The organism is Synechococcus sp. PCC 7335, from assembly GCF_000155595.1.
Taxonomy (GTDB): Bacteria; Cyanobacteriota; Cyanobacteriia; order Phormidesmidales; family Phormidesmidaceae; genus Phormidesmis.
Genome location: NZ_DS989905.1, coordinates 52,831 through 70,509, shown reverse-complemented (window position 1 = coordinate 70,509; position 17,679 = coordinate 52,831). Strand labels below are relative to the sequence as shown.

Annotated in this window: 18 protein-coding genes and 2 pseudogenes; 5 read left to right on the top strand and 15 right to left on the bottom strand. The window is 49.9% G+C overall.

Translation table 11 applies throughout. From position 1 onward, the window contains the following. The first annotated feature begins 79 nt into the window (after window positions 1-79). Window positions 80-613 carry a CBS domain-containing protein gene (locus S7335_RS20110; protein WP_006458372.1) on the top strand — a complete coding sequence of 178 codons (534 nt, stop codon included), beginning with the start codon at window positions 80-82 and terminating at the stop codon, window positions 611-613. A gap of 35 nt (window positions 614-648) precedes the next feature. Here the strand turns inward: S7335_RS20110 and S7335_RS26270 are convergent, their stop codons facing one another. Then, entirely contained in the window at window positions 649-4,209 is a 3,561-nt protein-coding gene (locus S7335_RS26270; protein WP_006458239.1) for a PAS domain S-box protein, read from the bottom strand. A 54-nt stretch (window positions 4,210-4,263) separates the two neighbouring features. Further along, window positions 4,264-6,186: a response regulator gene (locus tag S7335_RS20100; protein ID WP_006457957.1), complete on the bottom strand. Its 1,923-nt coding sequence runs from the start codon at window positions 6,184-6,186 to the stop codon at window positions 4,264-4,266. Window positions 6,187-7,108: 922 nt separating this feature from the next. Here S7335_RS20100 and S7335_RS29545 point away from each other — a divergent pair. Then, window positions 7,109-7,210, top strand: a pseudogene (locus S7335_RS29545) (hypothetical protein); the annotation flags it as partial. A gap of 73 nt (window positions 7,211-7,283) precedes the next feature. Here S7335_RS29545 and S7335_RS20095 read toward each other — a convergent pair. From S7335_RS20095 to S7335_RS28520, 4 genes are all read right to left on the bottom strand, one after another. Next, window positions 7,284-7,613 (bottom strand): DUF433 domain-containing protein, encoded by a 330-nt coding sequence (locus S7335_RS20095; protein ID WP_006458271.1) that lies wholly within the window; start codon window positions 7,611-7,613, stop codon window positions 7,284-7,286. A 334-nt stretch (window positions 7,614-7,947) separates the two neighbouring features. Further along, entirely contained in the window at window positions 7,948-8,052 is a 105-nt protein-coding gene (locus S7335_RS29540; RefSeq protein WP_227500101.1) for a YHYH domain-containing protein, read from the bottom strand. Window positions 8,053-8,240: 188 nt separating this feature from the next. Continuing rightward, window positions 8,241-8,495 (bottom strand): YetF domain-containing protein, encoded by a 255-nt coding sequence (locus tag S7335_RS27450; RefSeq protein WP_157620591.1) that lies wholly within the window; start codon window positions 8,493-8,495, stop codon window positions 8,241-8,243. A 196-nt stretch (window positions 8,496-8,691) separates the two neighbouring features. Next, a complete protein-coding gene (locus S7335_RS28520) occupies window positions 8,692-8,880 on the bottom strand; it encodes a hypothetical protein (RefSeq protein WP_198011484.1) in 189 nt (62 codons plus the stop codon). A 12-nt stretch (window positions 8,881-8,892) separates the two neighbouring features. On the opposite strand from S7335_RS28520, the gene S7335_RS20085 reads away from it, so the two are divergent. Beyond that, on the top strand, window positions 8,893-9,642 hold the full coding sequence (locus tag S7335_RS20085; RefSeq protein ID WP_006457764.1) for an IS6 family transposase: 750 nt from the start codon (window positions 8,893-8,895) through the stop codon (window positions 9,640-9,642). 52 nt (window positions 9,643-9,694) lie between these two features. On the opposite strand, the gene S7335_RS20080 is transcribed toward S7335_RS20085, so the two are convergent. The 3 genes from S7335_RS20080 to S7335_RS28010 form a co-directional block, all read right to left on the bottom strand. After that, complete coding sequence (locus S7335_RS20080) at window positions 9,695-10,282, bottom strand: alpha/beta fold hydrolase (RefSeq protein WP_006458266.1); 588 nt, start codon at window positions 10,280-10,282, stop codon at window positions 9,695-9,697. Window positions 10,283-10,438: 156 nt separating this feature from the next. Continuing rightward, entirely contained in the window at window positions 10,439-10,858 is a 420-nt protein-coding gene (locus tag S7335_RS20075; protein ID WP_038019283.1) for a GNAT family N-acetyltransferase, read from the bottom strand. A gap of 289 nt (window positions 10,859-11,147) precedes the next feature. After that, complete coding sequence (locus tag S7335_RS28010; RefSeq protein WP_006458488.1) at window positions 11,148-11,348, bottom strand: hypothetical protein; 201 nt, start codon at window positions 11,346-11,348, stop codon at window positions 11,148-11,150. Between the two features lie 717 nt (window positions 11,349-12,065). Here S7335_RS28010 and S7335_RS28005 point away from each other — a divergent pair. Further along, window positions 12,066-12,365 carry a hypothetical protein gene (locus S7335_RS28005; RefSeq protein ID WP_157620589.1) on the top strand — a complete coding sequence of 100 codons (300 nt, stop codon included), beginning with the start codon at window positions 12,066-12,068 and terminating at the stop codon, window positions 12,363-12,365. 480 nt (window positions 12,366-12,845) lie between these two features. Here the strand turns inward: S7335_RS28005 and S7335_RS20070 are convergent, their stop codons facing one another. Continuing rightward, window positions 12,846-13,175, bottom strand: coding sequence for a helix-turn-helix domain-containing protein (locus S7335_RS20070; RefSeq protein WP_006458107.1), 330 nt, complete (start codon window positions 13,173-13,175; stop codon window positions 12,846-12,848). Continuing rightward, window positions 13,168-13,557, bottom strand: coding sequence for a type II toxin-antitoxin system RelE/ParE family toxin (locus S7335_RS20065; RefSeq protein ID WP_038019281.1), 390 nt, complete (start codon window positions 13,555-13,557; stop codon window positions 13,168-13,170). The genes S7335_RS20070 and S7335_RS20065 overlap by 8 nt, the downstream gene beginning before the upstream one ends. A gap of 154 nt (window positions 13,558-13,711) precedes the next feature. Here S7335_RS20065 and S7335_RS28000 point away from each other — a divergent pair, with 154 nt between their 5' ends. Continuing rightward, entirely contained in the window at window positions 13,712-13,882 is a 171-nt protein-coding gene (locus tag S7335_RS28000; protein WP_157620587.1) for a hypothetical protein, read from the top strand. Between the two features lie 95 nt (window positions 13,883-13,977). Here the strand turns inward: S7335_RS28000 and S7335_RS20060 are convergent, their stop codons facing one another. The 4 genes and pseudogenes from S7335_RS20060 to S7335_RS27995 form a co-directional block, all read right to left on the bottom strand. Further along, window positions 13,978-14,727 carry an IS6 family transposase gene (locus tag S7335_RS20060; RefSeq protein ID WP_227500079.1) on the bottom strand — a complete coding sequence of 250 codons (750 nt, stop codon included), beginning with the start codon at window positions 14,725-14,727 and terminating at the stop codon, window positions 13,978-13,980. A 233-nt stretch (window positions 14,728-14,960) separates the two neighbouring features. Then, window positions 14,961-15,914, bottom strand: a complete 954-nt coding sequence (locus S7335_RS20055; protein ID WP_006457790.1) for a F0F1 ATP synthase subunit gamma — start codon at window positions 15,912-15,914, stop codon at window positions 14,961-14,963. A 105-nt stretch (window positions 15,915-16,019) separates the two neighbouring features. Next, window positions 16,020-16,892 carry an alpha/beta hydrolase gene (locus S7335_RS20050; protein ID WP_227500078.1) on the bottom strand — a complete coding sequence of 291 codons (873 nt, stop codon included), beginning with the start codon at window positions 16,890-16,892 and terminating at the stop codon, window positions 16,020-16,022. A gap of 40 nt (window positions 16,893-16,932) precedes the next feature. Further along, window positions 16,933-17,651 (bottom strand): annotated as a pseudogene (locus S7335_RS27995) (ADYC domain-containing protein). Window positions 17,652-17,679: the final 28 nt, after the last annotated feature.

Below are 17,679 nucleotides of genomic sequence, written 5' to 3'. Positions count from 1 at the left end.
GGAGATAAGATTGTTAGATAGCGAAGCATACGGTGGCCGCATATCACCTGTTAGCGTTTTATAAACAAGGAGTTTCACTATGTGGACTGTTGCCGATATTATGACCAAGACCGTGTTTACGATTCGGAGCACTGCTAAGGTGCAGCAGGCGATCGCACTTATGCAAGGAAAACAGGTGCGATCGCTTGTCGTTGAGCGGGAAGTCGCAGGCGGTGCCTATGGCATCATCACCGAGCGAGACATTGTTTATAAAGTAACCGCTGCTGGCATGGACCCAGCCAATGTCATGGTCGGTGAGATTATGCAGTCAGACTGCGCAGTGACCTCACCGCAACTAAGCTTGCCAACAGTGGCTAGAGAACTGCGCGACAAAGGGCTACAGCGACTGCCTGTCGTCGAAGACGGGATGATGGTAGGCGTTGTTTCGATTAGCGATATTGTGATGAAAAGCGATGTAACCTCGGTTGATTTGCCAAAGGACTTCGCCCATAGTGTAGAAGTAGCCTTGCGACATCAGCGGCTACACTGGAACGAAGCCGGACAGACAGACCCAGAGACTGAAATAGCGCAGCGTATCTTGTCCGAGCTGAACGCGGAGGAGGCTGAGCGCTGAGTCATCGGGGCCGAACGCACTTCGTAATGTTTTTCCTATGGCAGCTGATTGCGCAACTTAGGTAGCGTGAAATAAAAAGCGCTCCCTTTTTCAAGTTCGCTTTCCACCCAAATTTTGCCGCCGTGCTGTAGCACAATTTGTTTGCAAATCGCTAAGCCTAGCCCCGTGCCGCCTAGCCGCCGCGACTCTCTCGAATCCACCTGTTGAAAGCGCTCAAAGATCAGCTCTGTTTTATCGGCGGGAATGCCAGGGCCGCTATCCTTAGTGCAGAGCAAAACATCTTGTTCTCGTTCTGTTGCGCTCAGTATCACATTGGCTCTAGAAGGAGAGAATTTGATCGCGTTACTCAGCAAATTAGTCAGCGTTTGAATGATGCGATCTGGATCAAGAGAGATAGTGATATCGATAGGCTCGACTACTAATTTGACATTTAGCTCAAGGGCCATTGGCGCCATCGCCTGAGCGGTATGCTGCATTAGCTCTGCCAAATTGCAGTCTTGCCGGGTCATGCTAACGCGGCCCGACTCGATGCGCTCTAGATCTAGCACGTCGTTGATTAGGCGACCCAAGCGATCGGTGTTTTTGAGGGCGATCGCCACTAACTCTTTCTCTTTGGAGTTCGAGTCTCCTATCATCATCGACATCAGCTTGAGCGAACCGTGAATAGAGGTGAGCGGCGTCCGCAGCTCGTGGCTAACCATCGAGATAAACTCGTTTTGAAGGCGCTCGTTAGCTTTGCGATCGCTAATATCACTAATCAAACCAAAGAACCCTTTTACTTTTCCATCAGCGCCTTGATCAGGAATGTAGGTAGCAGACAAATCGATCACTTCGCCCGCTGCTCCGGCAATCGCTAGCTCGTACTGCACCGCTTGCCCAGCCAAAGCTTTTTCGATGTAGGGCTGAGTCTGTTGATAGTAGCTGTCGCCGATAATCTCTCGAACCAAACGACCCATCATCGCCTCTACCGATTGGCCAAACCAGTCTGCATAGGTTTTGTTGATAAACCGATAGCGTTGGTCTGCATCTACGTAGCAAATCAGCACAGGCAGCGCATCTGTAGTTAGCCTAAGCTGTTCTTCGCTACGCCGCAGCGCCGCCTCTGACTGCCGCCGTTCGGTAATGTCTTTTAGCATCACCGTAAAGAGTAGGCCTGTTTTGGTTTGACTTCTAGAGATAGTGGCTTCCGCTGGAAACTCTTCACCATTCTGGCGTTGACCAAACACGTCTCGGCTACGCTCTGCCATTTGCCGAGAGGCGTCGGATGCAAGGCCAAAGCTGCGAATGTGCTGCTTATGCACTCGTCTAAAAGCATCGGGCAGCAGTTTCTCTAGCGGTTCGCCAATAATCTCTTTGGCGGCGTAGCCAAAAATCTTCTCAGCGCCCTGGTTGAACATCACAATCTGCTGCGCTTCGTCAATAGAGATAATGGCATCACCTGCCGTTTTCAAGATATTACCTAGCTGCTGCTGGCTTTCTTTAAGGGCGTTTTCAGTGCTGATTCTCTCTTGAATCTCTAGCTGCAGGCGTTCGTTCGTTTGGGTGAGCTGTGCGGTGCGCTGTTTGACGATGGCTTCTAGATTGTCGAGTAGCTGGGCCTGGGCGATCGCTACACCCATCTGATCGGCCAGCTGTTCCATCAGCTCGATCTCAAACGGTTGCCACTGTCGCGCTACTTCGTTCTGGCTAGCGACCAACAGGCCCCAGGGTTGATTTTGCACATAAATAGCCACTTCTAGGCTGGCGCGAATTTGAAACTGGTTCAAAAACTGATGGCTACACAGCGTACAAGGATGCTGAGAGAGATCTCCACTCGCGCAGATCTGCGGCACGCTAGGATCGGGAATTATCGCCAGTGCCAAACCTGATACTGGTTGACCAAGCAGGGCAGGCTTAATGCCCGGTAGCGTCGATTCTTCAATCACCTGGCCGCTGGCGTCGCCTTCGCGCTCGATCACCAGGACACGATCGCAGTTCAAGATCGACTGCACCTCAGTCACCGCCGTTTTCAAAATCTCTTCTATTTCTAGAGACTCTCGAATTCGGCGGGTCACGTTGCCAATCAGCTGACCCTGCTGATACTGACGCTTGAGTGCTAGCTCGGTCTGACGCTGTTGAGTGATATCGCGCGCGGCGGCGTAGATAGTGCCTTCTGCCGGAGAGGCGATCGCATTCCAGTTTAGCCAACGATAGCGGCCATCTTTGCAACGATAGCGGTTCTCAAAAGAGATCGTGGGTTTTCCCTCACTTAGCTGCTGAATCTCCCGCAGCGTCGCAGTCAAATCATCAGGATGGATAAACTCCACAAATGGCTTTGCCATCAGCTCATCATCGCTATAGCCCAGCACCTGTGAGAAAGCGGGATTTATCCGCTTAAAGTAGCCATCTAGCCCTGCAATGCACAGCATACTATTGGGCGTGACTACAAAGAACTGCTCTAGCTCGTGCTGGGCCTGCTGACGATCTTGAACCTCTAGGCGCAGACTTTCATTCGCCTTGACTAGCTCGGCGGCCTGATCGCCTACTTGCGCTTCTAGTAACTGGTTGGCCCGCTGCAATGCTGACTCTAGACGCCGCCGCTCATCGACCTCTTTTTGCAGGACTTGATTGGTCTGCTGAAGCTGTAAGTTTGCCTGACTAAGGCGCTCTGTCTGGGTTTCGCTGAGGGTTTGAAGCTGTTCTAATTCTTCGAGCATCTGCAGCGGATCGAGTGGCTCTAGTAGGCTAGTTTGCGTGATGATGCCAGCTAGCCTACCCGCATGATCTCCTACGACCAGTCGGCGCGTATGCCGCGCTTCCATCATTCGATTGACCGACCACAGCGTATCTTGAGGGGTCACCAAAAACAGCGGCGTGCTCATCACCGCTTGAGCGAGAGTTTCAGACAGCGGTAGCCCCATTGCCTGAAACTGTACAATGTCTCTTTCGGTGATGATGCCGATAGGTTTCTTAAGCGATTGGCCAGACTGACACTTCGCCTCCGTAATTACGACACAGCTGACGCGGCGCTGATGCATTTGCTGGGCGATCGCGGTCAGATTTTGACCGGGGAGCGCGGTCACTACCGCTGTGCTCATTACATCGCCAACCTGCCGCACCTTCAAAAAGTTAAAAGGTTGCATGGCGCGGCGCACGGTGGTCTGAGTCACTATCCCGACCAGCGAGCCGCTGTCTTCTACAATCGGAACCTGACGAATGTGGTTCTGTTTTAGATAGCTCAGTACCGTAAAAACGGTTCCGATCTGCGATCGCCGGAGTACCTTTACGGGCTGAGTCATCGCCGCTGAGATTGGCATTGCACTTAGGTCAGCATCTTCTGCAACCAGCCGCACCAAATCTCGTTCTGTAAAGATACCGAGCAGCCGATCTGCTAAAACGATTAGGGCGCAGCTAAATCGACCGATAGCCTCAAACTCGCTGGTTCCAGCATCTGGCTGCAGCGAGCTATCGACAATGCCCATGCATTCAATAACAGAGGCGATCGCTGTATCGGGAGACACCCTTAGCGGCTGGCGATCTAAAATCTGCTCTAGGTTCAGCAATTGCAAGTTTCTTTGCTTTTCTTTTTGCTTTTCCGTCAGCTTTCTGTTTGGCATAAAGGTATAGGACGCATTCGCTAAGAAGAACGCTAACAGATTGGACTATAAAAACTACAGCAGCGCCGGCACAGCTCTACCCGTCCGCTTTAGTCGGTTGATCAGTCTTGTTGGCAGCTCTGTTGCCATAGTTGTTTTACTGATGAAGTCGTCGGCACCGACATTGAATGCCTGATGCTGTGTATGGTCTTCATCGTGAACGCTTAGAAATAAGATGGGTAGCTGCTGCCATCTTTCGTCCGCTCGCAGGACGCGGCAGATCTCTAGACCATTGGTCTCAGGCATCTCGACATCGATTAGCAGCAGGTCTGGCCGGACTGATTCTAGCGTGTCAAAGAGCCGATCTGCATTCTCTAACGCCGTGGTTTGAAAGCCCCAAGGCGACAAAATAGTTTGTAGCAGTGCTAGCACTTGTGGGTCGTCATCGATGGCAACTACCTTGAGCGACTTGCCTGCTGCCTTTAGAGCTTGCTGAACCGTTTCTACGGCGTGGCCAGCAGAGGCCGATCCTTTAAGAAGAACGTCAGCGCCCTGTTGGACTAGCTGGAGCCTCTGGCCAAAGTCTTGGATGTCGGTGATCACCGTGGTCGAGGTCTCACTCTTCTGTTTTGCCACCGCAGCCAACAGCGTCACCGCTTCATCAAAACTCTCTGCCTCTGTCCAAAGCAATAAGCCCGTTAGGGATTGTTCCTTTACGGTCGCGATAGCTTCTTTGTAGTCTAAGGCAATCGCGCATCTGAGCCCAGCCGCGATTGCCGCTGCCTCTAGCTCTGCATGCAATGCTGATGGCGCACCGACTGCCAAAATTTGAGGAGCGCTAGCCGTTGCGTCCGCTGCGATCTGAGCGCTAGAACTGTGCTTTATCTGCTCGCGCAAGTTGCTGACCAAAGCTGAAAAGTGAAGCCCTTGCGGCTGGGTCAAAGGACTCTCTAGCTTTAGCAATTGTTCTAATTCGCGGGCGATGCGCGAGCCTTCTGCAAAGCCAAAGCAGCCCATAGAGCCCGCCAGCTTATGAGCCTGCGATCGCCCCGCCGCCTGCAGCTCGGCGCTGAGCTGGCCAGCTTTGACTGCCGCAGCGGTAGCCTCTAGAACATCGAGGCGTTCTTGTATGGTGTTTTGATGTTTTTCCCAGGCAGCCGCGATCGCCTGCATCAGCATTGGCTGGGACGATCGGTTCGACTTCGATGCTGCCTGCGAAGCAGAGAAAGTGACAGCCATTCCTGGCTTGATAGCCTTGAGCCGATAGCCCAGTCCATACACCGTTTGGATAAAATCTTTAGGTGCACCACCCGCCTTCAGCTTTTGACGCAGTCCTTTAACGTGCGTTCTGACCGCATCTTCACTGGGCGGATCTTCAAACGACCAAAGATTGTCAATAATTGCATCTATGCTAAAGACCTGATTAGGATGGCGCAAGAACAGCTCTAGCATAGTGTATTCTTTGGGCGTCACCCGCAGCGGTCTATCTTGGTAAAACACCTCAAAAGTGTTGGGATCCACTCGCAGATCGCCCTGCTGCAACACCGCCGCTAAAGTGTTGTTATCTCGTCGCCGCAGCGCTCTAATTCGAGCGAACAATTCCTCGAAGTCAAAGGGTTTGACCACATAGTCATCAGCGCCGGCATTGAGCGCTTTTACCTTCGCTTTACTATTGTCTTCAGCTGTCAACATTAAAATGGGGCTAGTAATTTTTTGCTGTCGCAGTCGCTGACAAAGCGAGATTCCTTCTATGTCTGGCAGTCCCATATCGAGAATGATGAAATCATAGGAAAACAGATTCACACATTCTTCGGCGCTCTCGCCATCGGTGGCAATATCCACCACATAGCGTTGCTTAATCAATTGCTCGGCCAAAATATCCATTAAGGCGGCATCATCATCAACTAGCAATATGCGCATAGAGTCTTTCGGTAAGCGAACATCGGCGGGGCCATTCATCAGTTTACCAACGATCTCTACCGGCATTTGCTTACGCATCAAGACGCTGTACCGTAGACCCTTTCATTTCTTTTTAAAATATCTACTCTTTAGCTTACTTTCTATCACTGACTGACTCTACTTGTCTGTTTCTATGTGCTTGTCAAGATGTAAAATCACTGATTCTTCGGATGCTAGTCCCAAGAGCCATTGCGTCGAAAGGATTCTGCAGGCCGATAATCGACCTGCTAAACTAGAGAATAAGCAACAAAGTCATTCCACTGCCCGTACAGGCGGTCACTATCCTTACCCGCACGGGCAGAGCAGTGGGCCGATGTGGCTGAGGTAGCCAGAGCCGAAGCGCAGTGGGAACATTTTACTGTCCAAATTCAGGGGGGTTCACTTCAGATGCCACACTCCATGAATAGCAGCGGACAGCACTTCCATAGAGAAAGACTACCGGCGTTGCTGATTCAGAGTATGAACTGATGGCCGAACGCTAGAAGGCACATTCTGAACCTCACGGATTCATACCGCCATTCAGCAACGCCAGACTACCTTTGGCCGACAGCTAAAGGTGGTTGAGATATGTACGACAATCTGCAAGCGTTACATCCGACCTGTCATCACCGCGAAACACGATGGGACGAGCTGGGGTAGTTCCATCGTGTCCTTAGCATCCAGGAAACGGGACGAAGCCGCTGTGTACTCCGAAAGACTCAGACACGGTGCTGAAGGCGGACAGGGTTCTGTGAATGCCTTTGCCTAGCTAACTGCAACACCCCTATTGTAAGGTCAACCTTCCAAAGTTGGAAAGAACTTTTTTCTGGCCTTCCTTCGTTGGAAAGGGTTGAATCTCCCCAACAGACATACTACAAACACGTTCAGCAAAGGAAACAAATCCATGCAACTGACTTACCTCGGCCAACGTTACACTGCTTCTTCCGCTGCCATCGATACTGTTTAAACTAATACTGAATTAAAATTTATGGGCCATTCTTTCAAGCGCAGAGTGCCGACAGCTATGCCTGCTCAAGCACCTAAGCAGTGCTTGACGTATCGAGGCTGGAGCTACTGGGCGTAAACAGCTAGTAGCGACGCTGCTCTCGACTAAAGAATAGCGCCATGGACGTTTTCATCCATGTAGATAGGAAGTGTCACTTGAGTAATCCCTGAGAGCGCAGCCGAGCAGCAAACGCTGATTCTCCGGTAACCTGCTCTTGTTTTTGAATAACGTCTTCCCTGCGTTCAATATCTTTATCTAGCGCTTGGCGGTTATCCCAGTAGTAAGCCAGCGCGGCATAGATCTGACTCATGCTCAGATAACGGTGGTTGATTTGAATCTCTTCTGCTGTCCAGCCATAGCTTCTCTGCGCCAAAACAACCTCGATTACCTTCATCGTTGTGCCCTCAATAATCGGCACGTCTTCTGGCGTCAGGACGATATGAGGATATTGGGTCGAGCGGGGAGGGTTAGTATCCAACATGGTCAATTTCTAGCGTGACGCTGATGTCACTATTATGGCTGTGTTCTCTGAGCTATGGTTTCTTCTAGTAGGAGATTGCCCTTCGGACGAGCAGCGATCGCCTCCCGTCTGAAGTCCTTATCAACGCTGTCTTCTAAAGTCCCAGGCATTATCGGATTGGGATGAGACCGAAACACCAGAGCGTTATGCTGCGCGATCGCTTCAGCCTCCAGATAGGCAATGCGATCACATTGGCTGGGATACTGGCGATAGTTGACTCGCCGTTGCGTTTCACTCTGATAGTGTCACCATTTCCCACCGATATAACCGTCTATTGTCGTTGCCCTCCGAAGAACTAACTGGGCCTCGAAGCTTCTGAGCTAGACGAGCCGCCGTTATGACAGTGGTAATCGCCTGTACTGCGATTGGTATGGCACCCGCCTGCTGCTGGTACGCCCAGAATGCGCAGAGGACGAGCTATGGCACTGCTAGTAGGCTAGGGAACAACAGGGCAGGGATAAGTAATCATCGCTTATTCGCATATGAGTGAAAGACGCAAGCTGAGTGAGTTCAGAGTGCCCAGCCTACCGGCACCACCTTAGCGCTGTCGAATTTCTCAGTCCTCGCGTTGACGCCCTTCAATAATCACTATACCTTTGGCGGAAACCCAATGACACTCTCTAGCTGAGCATCTGAATAGTCTTTGTCTTTTCGAGGAATGACGCTTAGGGTGGCATCAGTTTCCAGAATGATCCACTTGGCGTCTTCGATATCATAGAGTCCGGCCTCTCTCAAGGCGGCTAGCATCTCGTCCTTGGTAACCCTTTCCTTGACCATAGCGTCCTCTATGTAGTTACCGTCGTGCGCCAGTAAGGCGGGACGAGCTTTGATCATCTTATGCATAACTTTTGCATGCAAGGTGGCTTTAGTGAGCAGCCACTGAAATAGTAACAACAGGATGATCGCTAACAGACACTCAGTAATGCTAAAATGACTCCGGAGGCTGAAATAGAGCCTATGGCGACGGTCACTACCCAGTCAAAGTTGTTCATTTGAGAGGTAGAGCGTTTCCCAAAAATCCGAACGAGCAGGATGATGCTTACATAGATAATCGGCGCTGAAATGTGAACTTTGACGATACCTTCCCAGCCGATACTGTCAGCCCTGAGTAGCCAAAATAAAGGATTCGGCCAGCTGATAGGCTAGGTGCGATCAGCTCTACCTCTACCTCATGGATTGTCCGCATTGCCACTCGCCTCATATCTCGCAGCTCCAGCGCAAAACCCATCTAGGCTATACCATGTTTCGCTGCAAACGCTGTCGCCGGACGTTCAATCAGCGCACAGATACGCCATTTAATTTTGTGGAAGTCCCAACAGACATTATCTTCCAGGTGTTGCTCTGCCGCGTCCGCTATAAGCTCAGCTATCGGGATGTGGCTGAGTTCTTTTTGCTTAGAGGCTTTCAGTTTACCCACGAAACTGCAAGGGATTGGGAGGAACGTTTCCTACCTCATTTTACAGAGCAGATTAGAACAAAGCGAAAGGGCAAAGTCGGCAAATTATGGATGATTGACGAGACTTACGTGAAAGTCTGTGGGCAGTGGTGCTACCTCTACCGAGGCATTGATGAAGATGGCAATCTGGTAGACGTTCGCCTTAGCAAAACTCGCGACATGGCTGGCACCAAAGCCTTCTTTGCTCAAGCCATCGATCTGCACGAGGACGCTCCTGACAAGGTCGCGACCGATGGCTTAGCATCTTACCCACGGGCGATTGAAGAAGACTTAGGTGAGAAAGTTCAGCATGAAGTCCGCCCCTGCACAGCCAATCCAGTTGAACAAAGTCATCGGCGCATCAAACGCCGCTATTATCCAACCCTGGGGTTCGGTGAGTTTGAGGCTGCGCAGAGATTTTGCAGAGCAGTCGATGAAGTTGGCAACTTCCTGAGGCCTCGTAGCCGAATGGCAGAATTCGTGTGCCTTGGCGATCGCAGAGCGCAGTTACTGAAGGGAGTTGAAGAATTGGAAGATCTGTTCCAAGCTTCCTAAACAGAAATAGGGGTAGGTGCGATCACACTACTGATGAGCAGGTGAATTGTGGCTACTCAGTCCTGACAAATTCATCCGGTTTAGATAATTCACGGATAAGTTCGTCGATGACGCTATCCGGGTCACGTAGCAGTGCTTTCCTAGTTTGCCAGAAAAGCAGCCTTAGCAGCCAAGGTAACCTACGCGCAATCAGAATCTGCATTTTGTTAGAGCGGCTAACCCCTTCAAAGCGGTTAGGCGTATGAGGTGGACTGATACCGCTTATGAGTCCGACAACACTGAGACGGTGAGGAAGCTTGTAGGCGCAGGCGAGTGCATGAGGAACACCGCCTGAAAGTCCAACGACTGCGAACTTGTCTATGTTGAGCTGGTCGGCTAGCTCAACGACATCTTCCGTCCAGTCAAGCAGCGTTCGAGCAGCCTTGAAGTCTGAGCGTCCAAACCCTGGACGGTCTGGGAAAATCAAACGCAGTCCGAGACGTTCAGCGATGCTGTTAGCACTGGCTAAGGTGCCTTCTATCCGAGAGCTAGGAGAGCCATGAAAGTGTAGAACTGCATTGCCGTTGGGTATCCCGTACTCCGCGTATGCAAGAGTACGGCTGTCATTCAGCGTGATCTGGTCATCAATACGGTGAGTCATATGCGACCTGAGTGACTACCTCTTCTACCTTCTACGCTGTCATATATTACGCAAACTGTGCAAAGGTTCAAGATGCTGGTAGCGAACAGCTTTAGCAGATGTTAGATGCACTAAAACCCTTCCTTAGAGACACAACAAATAGACCCGTTGCTGTACCTATCCGTCCGACGCACCTCTTTGCTGGCTCATATATTTGGCAACGGACTTCGGAATCTTGAAGCCAAATCTTCGATATAAGCTATGAGCATCTGCTGTAATAAGCATCCACTGCTCAACTTGAAGCTCAGGATGCTGCATCATGTGTTCGATTATGAGCTGCCCGATGCCGTTTCCTCTATGCTCTTCTAATACAAAGACATCTGAGATGTAAGCAAAAGTCGTTTTATCTGTGATGACTCTGCCAAAACCAACAGTATTGCCACCGCTATCATATGCTCCAAAGCAAACTGAGTTTTCGATAGATGCTTGAACAGCTTCAAGTTGCCGCCCTTTTGCCCAGTAGGAACGATTGCAAAGAAAGTCATGGATAGTCGCTGCATCCAACCTATGCTTGTCTGTTGATATCGAATAGCTCACGACGATACGTTAGAACAGCTCAAACACAGAGTGTTTCTAGTTTCTCATTTCAAAGAGCTTTTCGCACCCTCGAAGCTGATAAGGCGATCGCTTTCTTTCGCACTACTGCTTTTCTTCTCCGGTGTGATCGCCCCTTTGTCTAAAGTGGTTATCGCCCTTGTTGTCTGAAGGCAAGTTGATTCTGCTGAACGCCGTTATGGGCCTACTAAGAGAAGCTAAGGTCTCAAAGAAGCTAAAAGGACTCTATGACAAATTATTTGGCATTGTATAGGAGCAATTGTATATGGCATCACCTCAAAGAACCTGTAGCCGCGTGAGTGGTTAATGAATGAGAGATGTTCAAAGGTGCGCCTAACAGTTGACTAAAGCTCTCTCTATTCGATAGTTGAGCATCTAGATATCGATAGTTCCCTGTATTGAGGGAGGGCCGCCATTCTGAAGCGGTATGGTCAGTTAGTGCGAGTCCCCCTTGCGGTCGCTGCTTTCCCACGGTGCGATCGCTACTGCTTTACCTTCCAGAGCGCTCACACCCGTCTGAAGTCGTTAAGGCTATCTCCTGAAATCTCAAGGCATTTTAGAGTTGGGATTTGACCCAGTGTGCCACATTATTTGACCGTGCCACGTTGTCGAGTCTCAAATTAAATGACCGCACGTCTCAAGATAAATGACTGTGTATTTCTAACCCTAATAGTACGGCTGCTTAGCGTCCATGCCTAGAGCGATATCGATAGTGCGAGTAAGGTAGGCCCGGTATCTAGTTCTTACTCACAACGCTATTATATCTATTTTGAGTATAAAACAATTACGGAATTATGAGTATAGATATAGATAGGTAATGATAGTAAAACAGCAGTAGAGCGGATCGCTTCCTTTGACACTACTGCTTTCCTTCTCCAGAGCGATCACCCCCTGTTTGAAGTCATCAACGCTGCCTTCTAAAGTTCCAAGGCATGATGGGATTAGGATGAGACCAAAACGCTAGACTGTTCTGCCGCGCGATCGCTTCAGCCTCCAGATAGGCAATGCGGTTGCAGTTACTCAGATACTGGCGATAAGCAACAGTTTGACAAAATACGGGCGGAAATCGCAGCAGAGCAGGCTCATCTTGAGAAGAGTCTATAGTGAACTGGAACTGAACCGATGATTTAGGTACTGGTGACTACAATGGTAGCTACGCTTAGAGCATCGATAGCAGGACTGCGGGTGGTTGACCAAGCCCGACGAAAGAAAGGCTCAACCAAAGAGCGTATATCGTGTCCTACTGAGAACCGCCCTCTCGCCGCCGTCAGCCAGACTCGTCTGTACGACAGCAGCTATCGCACTTGACGGGTGTAACCGCAGAGCGCCTGAGTATGATGCGATCGCCTTCAAGCACAAAGCTTCACTTTCCAATGCGGCTGTGTGCTTACTGCTATGCAGAATCGCCTCACCACAGACTCAGTTGGCAGGTTGCCGAGCGATCACATTGCAAAGTCCACCATCGATGACCTTTAGAGGTGCGCCCTGAGTGTCGAAAAACATTTCAGTTACCAAGTTGTTGGTGAAGCGGGAAGTGCGATTTTTTACGGAGAGGCTAGGCCAACGCTACTACCTTCCGTCCTAAGAGATGTGTGTTGTACAGAGGTCGTAGAGGAGCTAAGTCGCTTCACTAGGACTTACGCATATCTCAAAAAGCTGATAGTTTTAGAGTAAGCCAGAAACGTTATTGGATAACCTTTCCAGGCCGCTGCTCACCCGCAGCGTGGAATAACGCTTGGTTTCCACTGGGATGTGGATCAAGAAGTGAATCACATCCCAGCTAGGAATCGAGGGGTTGACAAAGCTAGTAACGCTAAAAAGCTTTCGATACAAGCTTTCTTCTGGGGCAGGAGTTTTGCGCTAACAGTTTGTTAGGGCAATTTTGTCATGCCAAGTTTTCGGGAGTACATCTTTCAATTGCGTAAGTCCTATTCATAACTATGTCGCGCATTCTACAGAGAACTGAATTTCATGCTGAGACGACCTGAGTTTTTGCATTGTTGTCGGACTGAGCATCAGAGATGATGCGAATCTCAATGCTGCTACCCAGTAAATTGAGAAATCGAAAGAGGCGCTCTATAGAGAAACCGGATAACTTACCGCGAACCAAAGCAGAGACTTTGGGCTGATCTACACCTAATAAGCTTGCCGCTTCTGCCTGAGTCATCTTGCGTTTCGAGATAATGTCACTGATTTGATCGGCGAGTTTTGCTTTAACTAACAGCTCATCAGAATCAGGTAAACCGAGGTCTTCAAAGACATTGCCACAACTAGGGTATACCTCTATGTTTTCAGTCATTCGAATAGTCCTGTGTACTTTGCTTTGAAATGGTTCTGTAGTGCTCTTCCGCGCGCTTAAGTCTTCTTTTCACCAACTCTATATCTTGTTGAGGGGTCGCAATACCGCGTTTTGACTTCTTTTGAAAAGCATGAAGGACGTAGACGATGCCCTCAAACTTCACCGTGTAAATAGCACGGTAAGCATTTCCATCAAAACTCTCAACAATTTCCAGAACACTAGAGCCTCTAAAGCCCTTCAAAGGTTTTACATCAGGATGTTTTTTTCCTTGCTGAGCGCGGTAAAGCGCAAACCCCATGGACTGTTGAACATCCTTAGGAAATGTTTTCAAGCTGATGAGGGAACTCCCTATCCACTCAACAGAGCTTATCTTTTGAGTCACAGACCATGTACTTCATTAGTCAGTATGCTAATTCTAGCATACTGACTAATGAAGTAACAAAGTCTTTAGCCTGCACTCTCGCGGACAATAATCCACAGCTTCTATAGTGGCAAGGTAGTCGCTGTCAGCAGTGTATGTACGTGCAATCGGTGCCATGGTCAAAGCAAAGGGATGCAGCGGGCTAAAACCGTTGCCATGGCGAGTGATGGCTGTGCTCTACCGTCAAGTCTTATGGAATGCATTATCAAGTTTGCGCGTAGCGGTTGAGCATCAGATTAGCGGGGTAGAATGCGTCCGAATTGCGGCAGTGCAGTTCCTTAACTGAAAATGTCAGAACTGGGTAGCCAAATAATATAGTCAAATTGGCATTGCTGCGATCGCCTACAGCGGGCTGCGCCATCGCCCCCTCTTCAATCTGGCCTAAGCAGCCTTGAATAACGCTTCTAATTCCTCGATCCCTTTGACGAATCTTTGCCTACGCTCACTGAGACATACGAACTCTGTCATGCGCGATTGCGGCCTCAAAAAGTTTCCCACTTCATCTACCGCTCGGCAGAACCGCTGGGCCGCATCGAACTCGCCGAAGCCCAGGGTTGGGTAATAACGGTGCTTGATTCGCCGATGGCTCTGCTCTACAGGATTGGCGGTGCAGAGTCGAACCTCGTGCTCAGTGCCCTTGCCCAATTCTTCTTTGATTGCCCGAGGATAGGATGCCCAACCATCGGTGGCTACCTTCTCGGGTGAGTCCTCGTGAAGGCCGATGGCCTGGGCAAAAAAGGCTTTGGTTCCAGCCATATCACGAGTTTTGCTGAGACGGACGTCTACCAGGTTGCCATCCTCATCAATGCCCCTGTAGAGATAGCACCACGCTCTTTTTACTCGAACATAGGTCTCGTCAATCAACCAGATCTTACCGACTTTACCCTTTCGCTTTGTCCGTATTTGGTCGGTAAAATAAGGCAAAAACCGTTCCTCCCAAAACCGCACTGTTTCATGGGTGAATTGGAAGCCTCTCAGCAGAAAGAACTCGGCTACATCCCGATAGCTGAGCTTATAGCGGACGCGGCAGAGCAACACCTGAAAGATAATATCGGTGGGAACTTCGATAAAATTGAAGGGGCTATCCGTGCGCTCATTGAAAGTCCGGCGACACTGCTTGCACCGAAACATGGTATAGCCTAGATGGGTTTTCCGCTGGAGTGGTGAGACACGAGTCGATGGGCAGTGTGGGCAATCCATGAGCGATTGGTAAGGATGAGCTGATCGCCCCCAGCCTAGCAGTCAGCTGGCCGATGCTATATTTTGGCTACTCAGGGCTGACAGTTAAGAAAAACTTTAGCATGGTGGAAAATTAGAATGTTAACAATTGGGAAAGGTTGTGGTTAAACTACTGGCAAAAAGCATTAGCCCAGTGCAGCCGCACCACCCACAACTTCCAGAATTTCCTGGGTAATCGCGGCTTGGCGAGCCTTGTTGTAAGAAAGCGTCAAAGATTTCATTAGCTCTTTTGCGTTCTCACTGGCACTATTCATCGCCGTCATCCGTGAGGCCAGCTCACTGGCAGCCGATTCTTGCATCGCTCTCAAAATTTGATTGTTGAGATACAAAGGCAATAACGCATCGAGAATCTGAGATGGATTTTGCTCGAAGAGCATATCCTTGGGAAACTCGCTGACGGTTACATCTGGGGCATCAGAACGCTCTACGGCCAAACGACCTTTGCGACTCGTGAGGCGAAAAATCTCATCATCCTGAGCTTCTAAACCCTGTATGTCCAAAGGCAAGAGGGTCTGAGTCACTGGCTTGTTGCTCACCAAAGAAAGGAACTTGGTGTAGACCAGCTCTACTCTGTCTACCGATTCCGATAAGAACAAAGACAACAACTCGTCAGAGATTTTAGCAGCCTCGGCGGCTGTCGGGATCTGCTCTAAGCCCATGTAAGTCGCGTCAATTGGCTCATTTCGACGCTCAAAATATTGAATAGCCTTACGACCGACCAATACGTAGGTGTAGTCTACGCCTTCGGCTTTAAGCGCTTTAGCTCGGGTCTGCGCACGACGAATCACGTTGGCGTTATAACCACCGCAAAGGCCGCGATCAGCAGAAACGACCAAAATCGCTACTTTTGCTACGTCGCGTTGCTGCAATAGCGGCAAGTCAGACGTGTCTTCAAATTTGAGGCGGTTCTGTAAACCGTGAAGCACTTGGGCCAAACGGTCAGCAAAGGGACGCGTCGCATTAACCTGTGCTTGAGCACGGCGAACCTTGGCAGCTGCCACAAGGCGCATTGCCTCGGTAATCTTGTGCATATTTTTGACCGACTTAATGCGATCACGAATTAACTTTAAATTAGCCATAATTGTTTTTCAGTAAGTCACTAGGGCTGTTAGCTTTTCAGGCGTGGTTTAAAAACCGCGTAACAATCCATGACGGGCAATGGACGGTTTATTGAAGATGCATCATTAAGATGATTCCGGCTGCTGAAAATGCCGATTCAAAAAATCACTGGCTTCAGAGATCGCCTGCCGCCCCTCTGTTAAAATCGGTGCAAACAGCTGGAAACAGTGAATCATGTTTTGCCAAACTTTAAGCTCTACGGCAACATTAGCCAATCCAACTTGACGAGACAGTTGCAAAGCATCGTCAAGCAATAGTTCTGTTGCCCCTACCTGAATGAGAAGCGGCGGTAAGCCAGATAAATTAGCATAAAGGGGCGAGACGAGGGGATGCCTTAACTGCTCGCAAGATGTGTACCAGGCGGTTATCGTCTCCAAAAGTTGAGGGGACACCATCGGATCAAGATCAGCATGAGTGTTAATAGTTTTGCCTGTTCTAGCCAAGTCGGTATAGGGAGAAATCAGCACTGCCGATGAGGGTAATGCCGCTCCGGCTGCTTTCAATGAGAGCATCATCGTTAGGGCTAGGTTTCCGCCCGCCGAGTCTCCGACAATCGCCACTTGACCTGGTTGGTATCCACGAGTATCTATTAGCCAGTGATAAGCTGACAGGGTATCTTTTAGAGCAGCCGGAAAAGGATGCTCTGGAGCCAGACGATAGTCAATCAACAAAACATCGCAAACCGAGGCCTCGGCCATATCACAGGCAATTCGTCGATGGGTTTCGCAAGAGCCCACGGCAAATCCACCCCCATGAAGATAAAGAATGACTTGTTCAGGCGTCGCCGAGGGCATGGAAATTAGCTCGGCAGCGACACCATTGGTGTGAACGGGCTGAATTTTGGCGGTGGGATGGGATGGGAGCGAAAACCCCTCACGAAAGTGCCTTCGCATCTCGTCGGGCGTGTTACCCCAGGTAAAGTCTTTTAGCATTTTCATAATGCTACTAAGTTCATGGTGGCTCATCACAATCAGTTCCTTATTGAATGAACGAATCGTTAAACAACAAAGGCGTAGAGATGCTTTTCAGCGCTTGAGTGTTTGACTGGTTCAACTGTGTAGTAGAAGAGAGTTTCTCTGGACAGTCTTGCTGTAGTTTCTCAAAAGTTCCTTGAAAGCGAGTCCGTTTGAGATGGGCGACACCGTTAGCATCCCAGGATGCTTCTGGGGCCATACCGTTGTGTTGAGTGCGCTGCTGTAAGCCGAGACGATCGTATACATCAATAGCTGTCCCATTTTGCGTGTGGCTAGTGCCGTTACCACAGTAGTCAGCCCGCACCATGCGAGTACAGGCTTGGTGGTAGTCACGTAAGGACTCTCCTCTAAGCGTCTTCCAGGGTTTGTAGCCCCAGCGTAAGCACTTCGCGATCGCACCATTGGTACAAACGTAATGCTGCCATCGTCGATATGTGCCCCTGTCGCATCCCACCGGCCAGAAAGGGGAATAGCCTTGGCCATACCATCAGCATCGGGTAGGCACAGGTTGTGCCAGGTGTTGCCGTTATTGCTACGAGTACCTTGATAAAGAACGGTGTAGAGATAGGTCTCTTGTTCATGATCTTGTGGGTCAAGCTGCACATCGTTGATTCTGAGGATGCGAGCTTGTCCCTGCTCATCAAAGCTATTGAGGGTTACCTCGGTTATACGATTGCCATACCAGGACGAGGGAACACTATCCCGTTTTAGAAGAGAATGCACTGCGAGACCGATTCCCCCTGTCAAGGCA